Source organism: Burkholderia sp. D-99, assembly GCF_011605345.1.
Lineage (GTDB): Bacteria > Pseudomonadota > Gammaproteobacteria > Burkholderiales > Burkholderiaceae > Burkholderia.
The window spans coordinates 337,500-352,165 of record NZ_JAAOXM010000001.1 but is presented as its reverse complement, the minus strand read 5'-3'; the positions used below and the strand labels follow the sequence as shown (position 1 = coordinate 352,165).

General features: G+C 67.7%; 13 protein-coding genes. 9 read left to right on the top strand and 4 right to left on the bottom strand.

Annotated elements, in window-relative coordinates:
- Window positions 1-17: 17 nt before the first annotated feature.
- Window positions 18-293, top strand: a complete 276-nt coding sequence (locus HAV18_RS01565; protein ID WP_166951788.1) for a hypothetical protein — start codon at window positions 18-20, stop codon at window positions 291-293.
- Between the two features lie 7 nt (window positions 294-300).
- Here HAV18_RS01565 and HAV18_RS01560 read toward each other — a convergent pair whose 3' ends face one another.
- Window positions 301-1,290 carry a hypothetical protein gene (locus HAV18_RS01560; protein ID WP_166951785.1) on the bottom strand — a complete coding sequence of 330 codons (990 nt, stop codon included), beginning with the start codon at window positions 1,288-1,290 and terminating at the stop codon, window positions 301-303.
- Window positions 1,291-1,520: 230 nt separating this feature from the next.
- Between HAV18_RS01560 and HAV18_RS01555 the strand changes: the two genes are divergently transcribed.
- The 5 genes from HAV18_RS01555 to HAV18_RS01535 all read left to right on the top strand — a co-directional run bounded on the left by HAV18_RS01555 (window position 1,521) and on the right by HAV18_RS01535 (window position 5,618).
- Window positions 1,521-2,606 carry a serine hydrolase gene (locus HAV18_RS01555; protein ID WP_166951782.1) on the top strand — a complete coding sequence of 362 codons (1,086 nt, stop codon included), beginning with the start codon at window positions 1,521-1,523 and terminating at the stop codon, window positions 2,604-2,606.
- A 42-nt stretch (window positions 2,607-2,648) separates the two neighbouring features.
- Window positions 2,649-2,885, top strand: a complete 237-nt coding sequence (locus tag HAV18_RS01550; RefSeq protein ID WP_166951779.1) for a hypothetical protein — start codon at window positions 2,649-2,651, stop codon at window positions 2,883-2,885.
- 207 nt (window positions 2,886-3,092) lie between these two features.
- Window positions 3,093-3,536, top strand: coding sequence for a MarR family winged helix-turn-helix transcriptional regulator (locus tag HAV18_RS01545; protein ID WP_166951775.1), 444 nt, complete (start codon window positions 3,093-3,095; stop codon window positions 3,534-3,536).
- A gap of 67 nt (window positions 3,537-3,603) precedes the next feature.
- The gene (locus HAV18_RS01540) at window positions 3,604-4,167 is read left to right on the top strand and encodes an isochorismatase family protein (RefSeq protein ID WP_166951771.1); all 564 of its coding nucleotides are present in this window, start codon (window positions 3,604-3,606) and stop codon (window positions 4,165-4,167) included.
- Window positions 4,164-5,618, top strand: coding sequence for a DHA2 family efflux MFS transporter permease subunit (locus HAV18_RS01535; protein WP_166951768.1), 1,455 nt, complete (start codon window positions 4,164-4,166; stop codon window positions 5,616-5,618). Before HAV18_RS01540 ends, HAV18_RS01535 begins: the two co-directional genes overlap by 4 nt.
- A gap of 36 nt (window positions 5,619-5,654) precedes the next feature.
- Here the strand turns inward: HAV18_RS01535 and HAV18_RS01530 are convergent, their stop codons facing one another.
- Window positions 5,655-6,254 (bottom strand): LysE family transporter, encoded by a 600-nt coding sequence (locus HAV18_RS01530; RefSeq protein ID WP_347814723.1) that lies wholly within the window; start codon window positions 6,252-6,254, stop codon window positions 5,655-5,657.
- A 95-nt stretch (window positions 6,255-6,349) separates the two neighbouring features.
- Here HAV18_RS01530 and HAV18_RS01525 point away from each other — a divergent pair, with 95 nt between their 5' ends.
- Complete coding sequence (locus HAV18_RS01525) at window positions 6,350-7,225, top strand: LysR substrate-binding domain-containing protein (protein ID WP_166951765.1); 876 nt, start codon at window positions 6,350-6,352, stop codon at window positions 7,223-7,225.
- A gap of 12 nt (window positions 7,226-7,237) precedes the next feature.
- On the opposite strand, the gene HAV18_RS01520 is transcribed toward HAV18_RS01525, so the two are convergent.
- Window positions 7,238-8,956, bottom strand: a complete 1,719-nt coding sequence (locus tag HAV18_RS01520; RefSeq protein WP_166951762.1) for a SulP family inorganic anion transporter — start codon at window positions 8,954-8,956, stop codon at window positions 7,238-7,240.
- Window positions 8,957-9,449: 493 nt separating this feature from the next.
- Between HAV18_RS01520 and HAV18_RS01515 the strand changes: the two genes are divergently transcribed.
- The gene (locus tag HAV18_RS01515) at window positions 9,450-10,700 is read left to right on the top strand and encodes a mechanosensitive ion channel family protein (protein ID WP_166951759.1); all 1,251 of its coding nucleotides are present in this window, start codon (window positions 9,450-9,452) and stop codon (window positions 10,698-10,700) included.
- A 57-nt stretch (window positions 10,701-10,757) separates the two neighbouring features.
- Here the strand turns inward: HAV18_RS01515 and HAV18_RS01510 are convergent, their stop codons facing one another.
- Window positions 10,758-12,179 (bottom strand): PLP-dependent aminotransferase family protein, encoded by a 1,422-nt coding sequence (locus HAV18_RS01510; RefSeq protein WP_166951756.1) that lies wholly within the window; start codon window positions 12,177-12,179, stop codon window positions 10,758-10,760.
- 155 nt (window positions 12,180-12,334) lie between these two features.
- On the opposite strand from HAV18_RS01510, the gene HAV18_RS01505 reads away from it, so the two are divergent.
- On the top strand, window positions 12,335-14,659 hold the full coding sequence (locus HAV18_RS01505; protein WP_166951753.1) for an FdhF/YdeP family oxidoreductase: 2,325 nt from the start codon (window positions 12,335-12,337) through the stop codon (window positions 14,657-14,659).
- Window positions 14,660-14,666: the final 7 nt, after the last annotated feature.

The window sequence follows — 14,666 nt, the reverse complement described above, 5'->3', positions numbered from 1 at the left end:
TTTACCGATCGAATGCGATGACGTTCAATACGGGCATGCCCTTTCCGGAACTCACTGTCATGTCCCTCGATCATGCTGCCGACTGTGTGGCCGACCTGCCGTGCGATACGGCCGTCGCGCACGAACACCCCGTCGCGGCCGATACGCGCGCACCGAAACGTCGTGCCGAACGCAGCGACGGACGCAGCCGCCGCTTTCGCTTCGGCGATGCGCTCGACGACCCGCCTCGCGTGGTAACGGGGTCGATCGCGATCAGTTTTGCGGTCGTGTCGCGGCGGAACTGGCCGCGTTAAGCGGCACTCAAGCGGCAGCGGCCGCAAAAAGCCCCGCCACGTCGATCCGATACACGTTGCCCTCGGTACTGATCACGTACAGCACACGACCACGGCCGACCGCCCATGCCACACCGACAGGCTCCGAGCCACCATTGAGCATGCGATACGCGCGTACCAACCGTACCTGGCCATCGGTACCCAGACGCACGAGCTGCAACACGTCGCGATCGCCGTATGCCCCGCACAACAGCGCCACGAATTCGCCGTGTTGCGTGCGGTCTTCCATCACCGCGAACGCGTGACTGCCCTTGACCGGCATGCGCCATGACGCGACAGGCTGCCGGTCGCGCAAGTGGACGAGCGCGAATTCACTGTAGTAATACAACCAGACGTCGTGGTCGCCTTGAACGTTGAGCGCATAACAGTCGTCGATCGGGCCCAGCCCCTCGGGCGGCGAGAACGCATGAAGCTGCTCGCCGCGCCGGCTCCAGGCAACCAGTCCGGACGCCCCGACCGGCACCTCCCAGCCGAAATTGCCGAAGACACCTTCGTCGAAATAGGACGTCCAGATTTCTCCCGTGCCCGTGACCTGCACGGACTGGATGCCATCGCCCAGCAGTATTTCTCCGCAACGCGTGCCGTCGCGGCGATAGAGCCGGCCGTTCAGGTCGAAGTCGTCCGGCCCGCGATAACAGGATCGACAACACACCAGCAGAAGATCGTCTCCCACCGGCTGGATCTCGTGAATATCGAACGGTTCGTCGTCGACGACGAGATCGAGCAGCGTTTCGCCGTCCCGCCACGCAATCAAGCGGTAGCGCTGCGCAGTCGACGGTGTCGTGATCGCAAACGAAGCGCCGTCGGACCGAGTCCGGTCATCGAGCGGTTCCAGTGCAAATGCCGTGTACAACGCATCGTCCGCGCCGACGTTGAAGGCAACGAGTTCACCTGTCGCGGACAGGCTGTCGATCGATGCAAGCGGCAGCACGGGTAGCGCGTGCGGTTGGCGGGACATGGGTTCTCCTGACAATGAGCTCGATATCTTGCCGGCCGTACCATCGCTTGTCACGCGGGCGCGACATATCGACGCAAAACGCAGTACAACGCAACGGCAGCCGGCAAAACAGCGCGCCGCCGCCTGGCTGCTATCGTCATCCTCCCGCGATCGACCTTATAATTTCCCGCACCCGCTGACCGCCCATGCATTCCGCGCCGCCACCTCGCGCGTGGAAAGGAGACTTTCGCTTGACCGGCCTCATCGCGCGCGTGCCTCGCGCCCGGACCACGCTGATCCTCGCCCTCTCGTTCCTGCTGCTCGCGTTCGCCGCGAACGCGTCCGCGCAGCGCGCGCAGCCGCATCGCACCGCGCAGGCCCACGCGCATCCGCACAAGAAAGCCGTCAAGAAGCAACCCCACGGCAAGCACAAGGCCGTCAAGCATCGTCGCCCGAGCGCGAAGCACCAGACGATCAAGCGTCACGCCGCCCCGGCCCCGCAGCAGCGCCGCGCGAAGCGCACGACCGCCGTGCGCCCGCGCCCGACGGCCGCGAAACCGCGTCTGATGGCAAGCTGCGGCTACACCCCGCGCGCGGTCAATGCCCTGCATTCACGTGCGGCCTACGTACTCGATGTCGACTCCGGCACGCCGCTGCTGGCCCGCAACGCACGCACGGTGCGGCCGATCGCGTCGATCTCGAAACTGATGACGGCCGTCGTCGCGCGTGACGCCGACCGTCCGCTGAACGGCGTGCTGCGCGTCACCGCGCGCGACCGCGACACGATCAAGTTCACCGGGTCGCGCCTGCAGGTGGGCTCGGAACTGTCGCGCCGCGAGATGTTCCATATCGCGCTGATGTCGTCGGAGAATCGCGCGGCCGCCGCGCTGAGCCGCGACTATCCGGGCGGGCGCGCCGCATTCGTCAACGCGATGAATCGCGAAGCGCGTCGGCTCGGCATGCACCAGACACACTTCCGCGAGCCGACCGGCCTGTCGCCGCACAACGTGTCGACGGCCGAGGATCTCGCGAAGCTCGTCGGCGCGGCGGCGCAGGATCCGCTGATCCGCTACTTCTCGACGGATACGTCGACCACCGTGCGCCCGGGCGAGGGTGAGCTGCTGTATGTAAATTCCGACCCGCTCGTCCGCTACCGCCGCCTGCCGATCCGCCTGCAGAAGACCGGCTTCATCAACGAGTCGGGGCACGGCGTCGTAATGCGCATGCGTGTGAAGGGCCGCCGCGAAACGGTCGTGCTGCTCGGCGCACCGACCCGCGCGGGCGTCTCGAGCGATGCCATCAAGATCCATCGCTGGCTGTCCTGTTCGATCCAGTGAGCGCGCAGGCAGCCGGCGCGTTCACCGTAAGGGAGCGATGCCATGCAGGACGAATACCGCTTTAACGCATTCGGCCGGCTACTCGCCGTCGTGCGCAAGGACGACCGCTGGGCCGTGTTCGATCTCGGTACCGAAGGCAAGCGACGCCCGGCCAACCTGCATATTCCGTCCGCGCTCGCCGCCGACGAACTCGCGCAATACCTCGGCGACCTGCTGCACGAGAACGCGACGCCCAGGTACAACGACGTCGTTCCGGTTCCGCCGACCGGTCGCATCTAGCGGAACACGCGCTTACCAGGCGCGCGGGCGGGCTGACGTCGCACCGTCCCCCGCCTTCCCCCTTGTCTTCCCTCTTGTGCCGACCGGTATCGTCACGCGACGACGTGCGCAATACGCCGATCGCAGGTGACCGGTCACGTCCACATCCCTCGCCAAACTAAACAGTTTAACTTGCAAGTTAAACTGTCTTAACCTAAGATCCTGCCCATGACCGATTCACGCCCATCCGGCCCTGCCGCCCACACCGTCGCCGCCGACCTGACGCTGGCGGTCGGCCAGCTGATCCGCCGGCTCCGTTCCGAAGTCCCGTCCGACGGGCTCGGGATGTCGCACACGAGCGCGCTTGCGCGGCTCGAACAGAACGGGCCGATGACGACCGCCGATCTCGCCCGCGCCGAGGCGATGAAGCCGCAATCGATGAAGACGATTCTCGCGAGCCTCGAAGAGGAAGGCCTCGTCGAACGCGAGCCGCATCCGACCGACGGCCGCCAGATCCTGTTCCAGCTGACCGCGGTCGGCCTCGACGCACGCCGCAAGCGCCACATCGCGAAGCACCAGTGGCTCGGCGCCGCGATCGAAAAGCTCGATCCCGAAGAAATCCGCATGCTCGCCGCCGCGATCCCGCTGATCAGGCGGATCGGCGACCAGTGAATCCGGCGGACGCGCGTCGCGGCATGCGCGCACCCGCCTCCCTTCGTCCATTCCACGGAGTCCCATCATGAGCGCAACCTGTCTCGACACGAACACGGCACTCGTCGTCATCGACCTGCAGAAAGGCATTACCGCCCTCCCCACCGCTCATCCGGTCGCGCCGGTGATCGCACACGCCCGTACGCTGCTCGACGCATTCCGCAGCCGCGGCCTGCCGGTCGTGCTCGTCAACGTCGCCGGTGGCGCGCCGGGCCGCACGCAGCAGCAGGTACGCACCGACGCGCTGCCCGCCGACTGGACCGAGCTCGTACCCGAACTGGATCGGCAGCCGGGCGACCACGTCGTGACGAAAAAGACCTGGGGCGCGTTTACCGGCACCGATCTCGACGCGCACCTGAAGGCGGCCGGCGTCACGCAGATCGTGCTGACCGGCATCGCGACGAGCATCGGCGTGGAATCGACCGCACGGCAGGCACACGAACTCGGCTACAACGTGACGCTCGCCGTCGACGCGATGACCGACCTCAACGCGGATGCGCACGTGAACAGCGTCGAGCGTCTGTTCCCTCGTCTCGGCGAGACGGGCACGACGCAGGACATCGTCGCGCTGCTCGACCAGCGCGGCGCGTGAGCGATCCGCGCGCTCGGCCGGCGCGGGACCACGCGGCCGGCCGGCTCGATCCGTCGATCTGGAAGGTCAGCGCGGTCGCGGTGCTGGGCTCGCTGCTGTCGCAGCTCGATGCGACGATCGTCAACGTGTCGCTGTCGAGCCTCGCGACCGACCTGCACGCGAGTCTCGCGACGATCCAGTGGGTGACGAGCGGCTACCTGCTCGCGCTGACGCTAGTGCTGCCGCTGAACGGCTGGCTCGTCGACCGGATCGGCGCGAAGGCGCTGTACCTGTGGTGCTTCTCGGCGTTCACGCTCATGTCGGCCCTGTGCGGGCTCGCGTGGTCCGCGCCGTCACTGATCGCATTCCGCGTGCTGCAAGGGGTGAGCGGCGGGCTGCTCGCACCGATGACGCAGATGATGATCGCGCGTGTCGCCGGCCAGCAGATGGCGCGCGTGATCGGCTACGCGGCCGTACCCGTGCTGCTCGCGCCGATCCTCGGCCCGGTCGTCGCCGGCGCGATCCTGCAACACGCATCGTGGCGCTGGCTGTTTCTCGTGAACCTGCCCGTCGGCGTGCTGGCGCTCGCGCTGGCCGTGCGGTTCCTGCCCGGCGACCGCGAGGACACGCAGCCGCGCGCGCTCGACTACGTCGGCCTCGCGCTGCTGTCGCCGGGGCTCGTGCTGTTCCTGTACGGCATCGAGCGGATCAACGAAGCGCTCGGTATCGCGGCAATCATCGTGTCGGCGCTGTTGCTGGCGGCGTTCCTGCGGGTCGAAACACGCAAGGGCGACCAGGCGCTGATCGACCTTGCGCTGTTTCGCGGCAAGGTATTCGGCGCGGCCGCGTCGACACAGTTCCTGTCGAACGGCGCGCTGTTCGCGGGCCAGATGCTGATTCCGGTGTTCCTGATCCAGGCGTGCGGCCGCACGCCCGGCGAAATGGGCTGGCTGCTAGCGCCGATGGGCCTCGGCATGCTCGTCACGTATCCGTCAATGGGCGCGCTGACGAGCCGGTTCGGCGTGCGCCGGCTGGCCGCCGCCGGCGCATTGCTCGCGCTCGTCGCGACGCTGCCGTTCGTGTTCGTCGCGCTGACCGGCTACGATCCGATCCTGCTCGTGCCGGCGCTGTTTCTGCGCGGCATGGGCCAGAGCGCGATCGGCGCGCCGTCGATCTCCGCCGCGTATGCGTCGGTCGAGCGCCGTAACCTGCCGATGGCGACGACCTCGCTCAATATCGTGCAGCGTCTCGGCGGCCCGACGTTCACCACCGTGTGCACGCTGTTCCTCGCCTGGCGGCTGCAGGCCGAATCGGCGGCGGGCGGCGGCACGCAGGCGAACGCGTATGCGTGGGCGTTCGGCCTGCTTTGCGTGCTGCACGCGGCAAGCTTCGTCACGACGCTGCGGCTACCGTTGTGGTCGGCCGGTGCGGGCGGCCAACCTGCCGGCACCGCGCGTGCCGGTTCGCGCTGACCTTCAGGCGGCTGCACGACGCGTGCGGCCGCCCTGCTACGGCATCCACATCGGCACGATCGACGCCACCAGCAGTGCACCGAGCCCGGCATTCAGCCAGTGCCACTGCCGCTCCGTGCGCAACACGCGCGCGAACAGCAGCCCGGCGAAACACCAGAGCGACAGCGACGCCATCGCGGCCACGCCGAACGCCAGCCCGAGCAATGCGCCGAGCCGTGCCGGGCCGGACGCGAGCGCGGCGAACGACGCGGCCGCGCCGAGCGTCATCGCCCAGCCTTTCGGGTTGTGCCAGAGCATCCAGACGCCGCTGATGAAGCCCTGCGGCCGGTGCACCGCCGCATCGAGCCGCGGCTTGCCGCCGCGCCCGATGCGCACGGCCAGCCACACGAGGTACACCGAACCGGCCGCCTTCATCGCGAGCTGCAACGCGGGCACCGCAAGCAGCACGCCGCCGAGCCCGGCCGCGGCAGCGGCGGCCATCGACGCCAGGCCGACCGCGATGCCCGCCATCATCGGCAACGAACGCCGATAGCCGAAATGCGCGCCCGAGGCAGTCGCCAGCGTCGTCGCGCCGCCCGGCGTCACGGTGGACACAATCACGAACAGCATCAGCGGCAGGTAGTCGCGGAACGGCACGGAGGCTCCCGGTTGTCGTCGTCGAAGCCCCGTTTTACCCGCGATCCTCCCATTACGACAGCGAAAGCTTTTTATGCCTGCCATTAGCGCTCATAATGCGTCGCATGGCACGTCATCTCGACATCGCGCTGTTGCGCGCCTTCGTCACGGTCGCCGATCATCGCAGCATGACGGCGGCGGGCCGCGCGCTGCACCTGACGCAAGGCGCGATCAGCCAGCAGGTCGCACGCCTCGAAACGCTGTCCGGCCCGCTGTTCGTCCGCGAGCACCGCAACCTGCTGCTCACGGCGGCCGGCGAGCGGCTGCTCGAACAGGCGCGCCGGCTGCTCGCCGTACACGATGCGCTGCTCACCGACATGACGGCCGGTGCGGTTGAAGGCACCGTGCGTCTCGGTGCGCCGCAGGATCTGGTCGGCACCTGTCTCGCGCCGATCCTGAAGAACTATGCACAGGCGCATCCGCAAGTCGCGCTCACGCTCGTGTGCGCAGCATCGCCGGAGCTACGGCGCGGGCTCACGCAGGGCGACCTCGATGTCGCGCTGATCGAGGCGCCGGTCGGATCGTCGCGCGGCGAGTGCATCGCCGTCGACCGGCTGGTCTGGGTCGGCGCGAAAGGCGGCACCGCGTACCGGAACACGCCGCTGCCGGTATCGATGGTCGCGCAGACCTGCGCGTTCCGCCCGACGGTGCTCGACGCGCTGCGTGGCTGCGATCGCGCGTGGCGCACCGTGTTCGAGAACGGCAGCTTCGATGCGACGGCCGCGACCGTGCGTTCCGATCTCGCGGTGACCGTCTGGCTCGCGTCCACCGTGCCGGCCGACCTCGACATCCTGCCGGCCGGCAGCGGCCTGCCCGCGCTGCCGAACTTCTCTATCCATCTGCATGTGCCGCGCGGCCAGCGCACGCCGGCCGCAACCGAACTCGCCCGCCACCTGCGCAACGGCTTCGCGCGCTTGCGCGCGGCCGCCTAGGGCCCGTTCCTGCTACACGGTGCCCGGCTCCTGCGGTGCGGGCGTCGTGCCGGCCGCCTCCAGCGCCTGATGCAGCGTCGCGAAAATGCACGACGCGCCGACGACCTCGGTAATCCCGTGACGATCCATGTCCGCGCGCAGGTAGCGGTTCACGCGCCCGAACAGCACGCCGATCCCGCGCGCGTGCAATGACTTGACGAGGTCGGTCAGCGTCCGCGCGGCCGAATAGTCGATGTCGGTGACCGCACCCGCATCGACGACGAACCAGCGCGCCGGCACCGGCGCCGCATCGACGAGTTCGGACACTTCGGCGGCGAACAGGTGATCGTTCGCGAAGAACAGGTCGGAGCCGAACCGGTAGACGATCAGCCCTGGCGCCGTCATCGCGCCGCGCCGCGCGGGCACCGGCTGCCACCGCCCGTTGCCTTCGACGGGTTCGAGCACCATCGTGTGCGGTTGATAGCTGTGGCGCACGTGCCGCATCAGCGATAGCGCGACGGCCAGCAGGATGCCGTGCTCGACGCCGACCGTCACGACGGCCACGGCCGTCCCCAGCGCCAGCGTGAACTCGCCAGGGCTTTCCTTGCGGATCGCGGCAAGGCTGCGCACGTTGATCAACCCGAGCGCGATCGTGAATACGATGCCGGCCAGCACCGCATGCGGCAGATACTGCAGGTAGGTGCTGAAGAACAGCAGCACGACCGCCACCACGGCCGCAAACGCGAGATGCCCGATCTGGCTGCGCACGCCCGCGCCGTCAGCCATCGCCGTCTGCGTCGGGCTGCCGTTGACGACGAACGCGCCGCCCACCGCCGCCGCCGCGTTCGCGGCCGCGAGGCCGAGGATGTCGGCGTTGGTATCGACATCCTCGCCATATTGCTGCGCGAACACGCGCGCGGCGGCCGCGCTCTGCGCAATGATCATCACGAAACACGACGCGGCGACCGGCACGAGATCGAGGAACTGCTGCCACGTGACGGACGGCCAGCGCAACGGCGGCAGCCCGCCCGCGACCGGCCCGAGCACCGCGATGCCGTGCGCGGCGAATCCGAAACTGTAGCTCGCCGCGATGCTGCCCGCGACCGCGATCATCGGCATCGGCACGCGCGGCAGGAACCGCTTGCACGCGAGAATCGCGACGACGACGAGCGCCGCAAGCGCGAACGTCGGCCGGTTCGTGTGGACGAGATGCGTGACGACGTAGTCGAGCTGCGCCAGGCTGCGCGAGGCCGGGTACGGCACCGCCAGCCCGAGCATGTCGCCGAGCATCGCGATCGACACCTGCACGCCGACGCCGGCGAGAAAGCCGACCAGCACCGTGCGCGACAGGAAATCGGCGAGAAAACCGAGCTTGAAGATACGCGCGAGCAGCAGCATCGCGGCGGTCAGCAGCGCGACCATGCCGGCCAGCGCCACATACTCGGCGCTGCCGGCCGGCGCCATCGACGACAGCCGGCTCGCGAAGATCGTCGCGGTCGCGGAATCGGCGGCCACCACCAGATGCCGCGACGCGCCGAAGATCGCGAACGCGACGAGCGGCAGGAACACCGTGTACAGGCCCGTGACGGCCGGCATGCCGGCGATGCGCGCATAGCCGAGCACCTGCGGGATGTCCATCGACGCGAGCGACATGCCCGCGAAGATGTCGCGGAGGGCCCCGCCACGGCGGATCGGGAGGATGCCTTTCAGCAGTCGCACGCCTGACGGGCGGCTTTCGTTGGAATCTTGCATGCGTGAAATGCGTGAATACGAGGTGACGTGGTTCGCGAAGTCGTTCGCGCATCGTGCCCCGGGCAGGCATCGCATGGCAAGTGTGCGAACGAGGCGCGTGTCGCTCATCGTCGGCGGATGGGCCGCACGCAAAGGCGAACGGCCCATCGACGACCCTGCGACGCCCGCATGATTGCATGGATCGCCGGTCACGCGCATCGAAGCGCGAAGGCCCGCCGTGGCGGCGTCGCGCCGATCCCGGACGAACGTGCAGCGCATCCGGCAATACACGCGCGCACCGGCTCGCGGTGACGCGCTTTCGTCACCCGCCCTCACCCGATTACAGAGGAGACCTGTGCAATGGTGAGGCGATTCGGGAGCCGCGCATCGTGCATTCACGGCAACGCGACTGGAACCCGATGGCACAATCACGGTCCCTTTCATGTGCCCTTCACCGGGCGCGCGCCGCATCGCGGCGCCGATTCAACGCACCAGAAGGCCCCTGTTTGCCCCTATGACCCTGAACGAATCCTGGTTTGCGCCGCTCGTCGGCATCCTCATCCTGCTCGCCGCCGCCGGCGCAATCACCGCCGTCGTCCATTTCCTGCTGTTCCGCGTAGTCGCGCGGCTCGCGCGGCTTTCCGCCACACGCGTCGACGACGCGCTGTTCGAGTTCGGCGCATTCAAGTGGCTGAACCGCATCGTCCCGTTCGTCGTGATCAAGCTCGGGCTCGGCGCGGTGCCCGGTATTCCCGATACGGCCGCGCAGGCCGCCGACAAGGTGCTGTTCGCGCTGATCGTGTTCCTCGTGACGATGACCGTCAGCGCAACGCTTTCGGCGCTCGAGCACACGCATCGCACGTACCAGCGCGATCAGCGCGACCAGCCGCACCTGTCGCTGAAAGGCGCGATGCAGCTCGTCAAGCTCGTGATGTTCATCACGGCTGCGCTGGTCGTGATCGGCGACGCGACCGGCAAGCAGATCGGCCTGCTGCTGTCCGGCATCGGCGCGATGTCGGCGGTACTGATGCTGATCTTCAAGGACACGCTGCTCGGCCTCGTCGCGGGCGTACAGCTGTCGTCGAACGACATGCTGCGGATCGGCGACTGGATCACGATGCCGTCGGCCGGCGCGGACGGTACCGTCATCGACATCACGCTAAACACCGTCAAGGTCGCAAACTTCGATCACACGATCATCACGGTGCCGACGTGGAAACTGATCACCGAGAGCTACCAGAACTGGCGCGGAATGACCGAAGCGGGTGGGCGCCGCATCAAGCGCGCGCTGTTCGTCGACGCGACGAGCGTGCGTTTTCTGTCGAACGACGAAATCGAACGTCTCGAACGCCTGACGCTGCTGAAGGACTATCTCGAGGACAAGGTCGACGCGATCGAGCAATGGAACGGAACGCTCGGCGCGGCCGGCGACTGCCCGGCGAACCGCCGCCAGCTGACGAATCTCGGCACGTTCCGCGCGTATGTCGCGAACTACCTGAAGGGCCATCCGCGTATCCGCCGCGACATGACCTGCATGGCGCGGCAGCTGCCGCTCACGGCCGAAGGCATTCCGCTCGAACTGTACTGCTTCACCGACACGACTTCGTGGGTCGACTACGAAGCCATCCAGTCCGACCTGTTCGATCACCTGATCGCGGTGCTGCCGGAGTTCGGGCTGCGCGTGTACCAGCACCCGTCGGGTTTCGACATGCGGCAGATGGCCGGCGCCGCGCAAGCCGGGTTGCGGGCGTCACACGCGGGTTGATGCGAGCCACACGGCGGCTGCCCACCGGCCGCCGCCCGCCGTCGGGCGCGGCCGCATTTACCGCGCCGCGCATTCCGACGCGAGCCGCCCGAGCACCTTCAACGCATCCTCGATCTCCCGCGACCACGAATAGCTGTAGTTGAGCCGGATGAAATGCCGGTAATCGGTTCCCGCCGAGAACATGTGGCCCGGCCCGACCGTGATCCGCTGCGCAAGCGCGAGCGTGTAAAGTTTCATCGCATCGACCTGCTTCGGCAGCTCGACCCACAGCACGTACCCGCCCTGCGGCTGCGACAGCCGCGTGCCCTCCGGAAAGAAGCGCCGCACCATCGCGCTCATCAGGCTCGCCTGCTGCGCGTACTGCTTGCGCATGCGCCGCAGGTGGAAATCGTAGCCGTCGTATTTCAGGTACTCGGCGATCGCCAGCTGCTCGATCGCGGGCGTCGCGAGCGTGTTCAGGAATTTCAGCTTCTCGACCTGGTCGCGGTAGCGGCCCGGCATCGCCCAGCCGATCCGGTAGCGCGGCGACAGGCTCTTGGTAAACGACGCGCAATGCAGCACGAGCCCGTCGCGATCGAACGACTTCAGCGCGCTCGGCGTCGTGTCGCCGAAATGCAGCTCGTGATAGACATCACTCTCGATCGCCGGCACACCATGCTTCGCCAATAGCTCGACGAGCGCGCGCTTGCGCGCATCGGGCATCTGGAAGCCGAGCGGATTCTGGAAATTCGGCATCACCATGCACGCGGCGATGCGCTCGCGTTCGAGGATCCGTTCGAGCGCGTCGAGATCGATGCCGTCGCCCGGGTGCGTCGCGACTTCCAGCGCGCGCATACCCATCCGCTCGATCGCATGCAGCATCGCGTAGAACGTCGGCGACTCCACCGCGATCGTGTCGCCCGGCTTCGCAACGGCCTGCAGGCACAGGTTGATCGCCTCGGTCGCGCCGATCGTCATCACGATCTCGCCGGGCTCGACCGCGATCCCGCGCTCCGCATAACGCCGCGCGATCTGGCGGATCAGCTCCTGGTTGCCGGGCGGCAGATCGTCGATCACGCCCCAGCGCGTGCGGCGCCGCCCGATCGCCTGCGCATAGCGTGCGAGGCGCTGCACCGGGAATTGCGATGCATCGGGATACGGCGAACCGAGCGGCACCGCGTCGTCGCGCGCGATCGAGCGCAGCGTCGACAGCACGAGCCGGCTCACGTCCACGGCCGACGGCTCGGCCGTCGGCGCCGACGTGTGCAGCTCGGCCTCGGCCGGCGCCGCCGCGCGCGCCCGCACGAAATAGCCCGACTGCGGCCGGCTCTCGATCAGCCCGCGGCTTTCCAGCACGAGGTACGCGCGCAGCACGGTCGTGACGCTGAGCTGCTGCTGCCGGCTCGCCTGCCGCACCGACGGAATCCGCTCGCCGGGCCGGTACACGCCACGCTCGATCTGCGCCTGGAGATCGTCGGCCAGTTGTTCGTAACGCTTCACGCGCCTCCCTTTCAACTTCCATTCAACAACACAGTTGCGATCCGCACTGTCTGAATTGCCGAAACTGTACTCTTTTTTGAAGTGAACAGGTGTACACACAGCCGGACGGGGGCCGCGCGTACTCTGCAGCCATCGACCCCGACACCCGCTGCATCATGAAAAAGAAATCCGCTACCGCGCGCATCGAACCGTACACTCACCCGGCCGCAGGCTGGGGCGCACTGAAAGCCGTCACGATCAACCTGATCAAGGAAAAGGTCGCCGGCGGCAACTACCGCACGCTGCTGCGCCAGAACCAGCCGGACGGCTTCGACTGCCCCGGCTGCGCGTGGCCCGACCGCCAGCACGCATCGACGTTCGAATTCTGCGAAAACGGCGTGAAGGCGGTAGCCGCCGAAGCGACCAGCAAGCGCGTGACGCCCGAATTCTTCGCCGCGCACACGGTCACCGAGTTGCTCGAACAGTCGGACTTCGAACTCGAACAGCACGGCCGCCTCACCGACCCGATGGTGTACGACGCGCAGACCGACCGCTACGTGCCGATCGCGTGGGACGACGCGTTCGAACTGATCGCGCGCCACCTGCGCGCGCTGCCCGACCCGAACCAGGCCGCGTTCTACACGTCCGGCCGCGCAAGCAACGAAGCGGCGTTCCTGTACCAATTGCTGGTGCGGCGGTACGGCACGAACAACTTCCCCGACTGCTCGAACATGTGCCACGAGGCGACGAGCCGCGGGCTGCCGGCCTCGGTCGGCGTCGGCAAGGGCACCGTCACGCTCGACGATTTCGAACACGCGGACACGCTGCTGATCTTCGGCCAGAACCCGGCCACCAATCACCCGCGAATGATGGGCGAGCTGCGCGAATGCGCGAAGCGCGGCGCGACGATCGTGTCGATCAACCCGCTGAAGGAACGCGGCCTCGAACGCTTCGCCGATCCGCAAAGCCCGATCGAGATGCTGACGATGTCGGGCACCAAGATCGCATCGACGTTCATCCAGCCGACGATCGGCGGCGATTTCGCGCTGATCAAGGGGATGGCGAAGCGCGTGCTCGAACTCGACGACGCCGCGCGCGCCGCCGGTGCGCCGCGCGTGCTCGACACCGCGTTCATCGGCGAGCACACGGCCGGCTTCGACGCGTTCGCCGACGATCTTCGCACCGAAAGCTGGTCCGCGCTGACGGCCGAAAGCGGCGTGCCGTACGAACAGATCGACAGCCTCGCACAGCTCTATGCACGCAGCGAACGCGTGATCGCGACGTGGGGCATGGGCATCACGCAGCACAAGCATTCGGTCGCGACCGTGCAGATGCTGACCAACCTGATGCTGATGCGCGGCAACATCGGCCGCCCCGGCGCGGGCCTGTGCCCGGTGCGCGGCCACTCGAACGTGCAGGGCAACCGCACGGTCGGCATCGAGGAGAAGCCGTCGCAGGCGTTCCTCGACCGCCTCGGCCACGTGTTCGACTTTGAACCGCCGCGCCACCACGGCCTCGACGTCGTCGAGACGATCGAAGGGATGCTCGAAGGCCACGTGAAGGTGCTGATCGGCCTCGGCGGCAACTTCGCGATGGCGACGCCCGACACGCCGCGCACGTGGGAAGGCATGCGCCGCTGCGACCTGTCGGTGCACATCACGACGAAGCTGAACCGCAGCCACCTGATCCACGGCCGCGACGCGCTGATCCTGCCGACGCTCGGCCGCACCGAGATCGACCTGCAGGACAACGTCGCGCAAGGCGTGACGGTCGAGGATTCGATGAGCATGGTCCACGTGTCGTACGGGATGAACAAGCCGGCGTCGCCGAACCTGATGTCGGAGCCTGCCATCGTCGCGCATATGGGCCACGCGCTGTTCGGCAGCGGCAAGATCGACTGGCTCGCCTACAAGGACGACTACGCGAAGATCCGCGACGCGATCGAGGCGACGCTCGACGGCTTCTACGACTACAACACGCGCATCGCGCGACCGGGCGGCTTCCACCTGCGTGTCGCGTCGCGCGACCGCGAATGGCTGACGCCGACGGGCAAGGCGAACTTCATCGCACATGCACTGCCCACCGACACGCCGATCCAGCGCGCCCGCGCACAGCACGGCGAACGCCTGATGACGCTGATGACGACGCGCTCGCACGACCAGTACAACACGACCGTCTACGGGCTCGACGACCGCTATCGCGGCGTGTTCGGCCAGCGCCGCGTGGTGTTCGCCAACCGCGACGATCTCGCGATGCTCGGCCTGAAGGCCGGCGAATGGGTCGACATGGAAACCGTGTGGCACGACGGCATCGAGCGGCGCGCGGACGGCTTCCTGCTCGTCGAGTACGACATCCCGCGCGGCTGCATCGGCGCGTACTACCCGGAAACCAACCCGCTGGTGCCGCTCGACAGCGTCGGCGACGTGTGCAACACGCCGACGTCGAAGTCGGTGCCCGTGCTGCTGCATCGCGCGGCCGCGCCGGCGTCGATCGCCGCCTGACGGAGCA

What these genes read in the sequence shown, in the direction of transcription:
- HAV18_RS01525 (WP_166951765.1), top strand. Translation starts at nt 6,350, where the DNA reads ATGCGTCGCATGGCACGTCATCTCGACATCGCGCTGTTGCGCGCCTTC.
- HAV18_RS01520 (WP_166951762.1), bottom strand. Translation starts at nt 8,956, where the DNA reads ATGCAAGATTCCAACGAAAGCCGCCCGTCAGGCGTGCGACTGCTGAAA.
- HAV18_RS01515 (WP_166951759.1), top strand. Translation starts at nt 9,450, where the DNA reads ATGACCCTGAACGAATCCTGGTTTGCGCCGCTCGTCGGCATCCTCATC.
- HAV18_RS01545 (WP_166951775.1), top strand. Translation starts at nt 3,093, where the DNA reads ATGACCGATTCACGCCCATCCGGCCCTGCCGCCCACACCGTCGCCGCC.
- HAV18_RS01540 (WP_166951771.1), top strand. Translation starts at nt 3,604, where the DNA reads ATGAGCGCAACCTGTCTCGACACGAACACGGCACTCGTCGTCATCGAC.
- HAV18_RS01565 (WP_166951788.1), top strand. Translation starts at nt 18, where the DNA reads ATGACGTTCAATACGGGCATGCCCTTTCCGGAACTCACTGTCATGTCC.
- HAV18_RS01560 (WP_166951785.1), bottom strand. Translation starts at nt 1,290, where the DNA reads ATGTCCCGCCAACCGCACGCGCTACCCGTGCTGCCGCTTGCATCGATC.
- HAV18_RS01550 (WP_166951779.1), top strand. Translation starts at nt 2,649, where the DNA reads ATGCAGGACGAATACCGCTTTAACGCATTCGGCCGGCTACTCGCCGTC.
- HAV18_RS01505 (WP_166951753.1), top strand. Translation starts at nt 12,335, where the DNA reads ATGAAAAAGAAATCCGCTACCGCGCGCATCGAACCGTACACTCACCCG.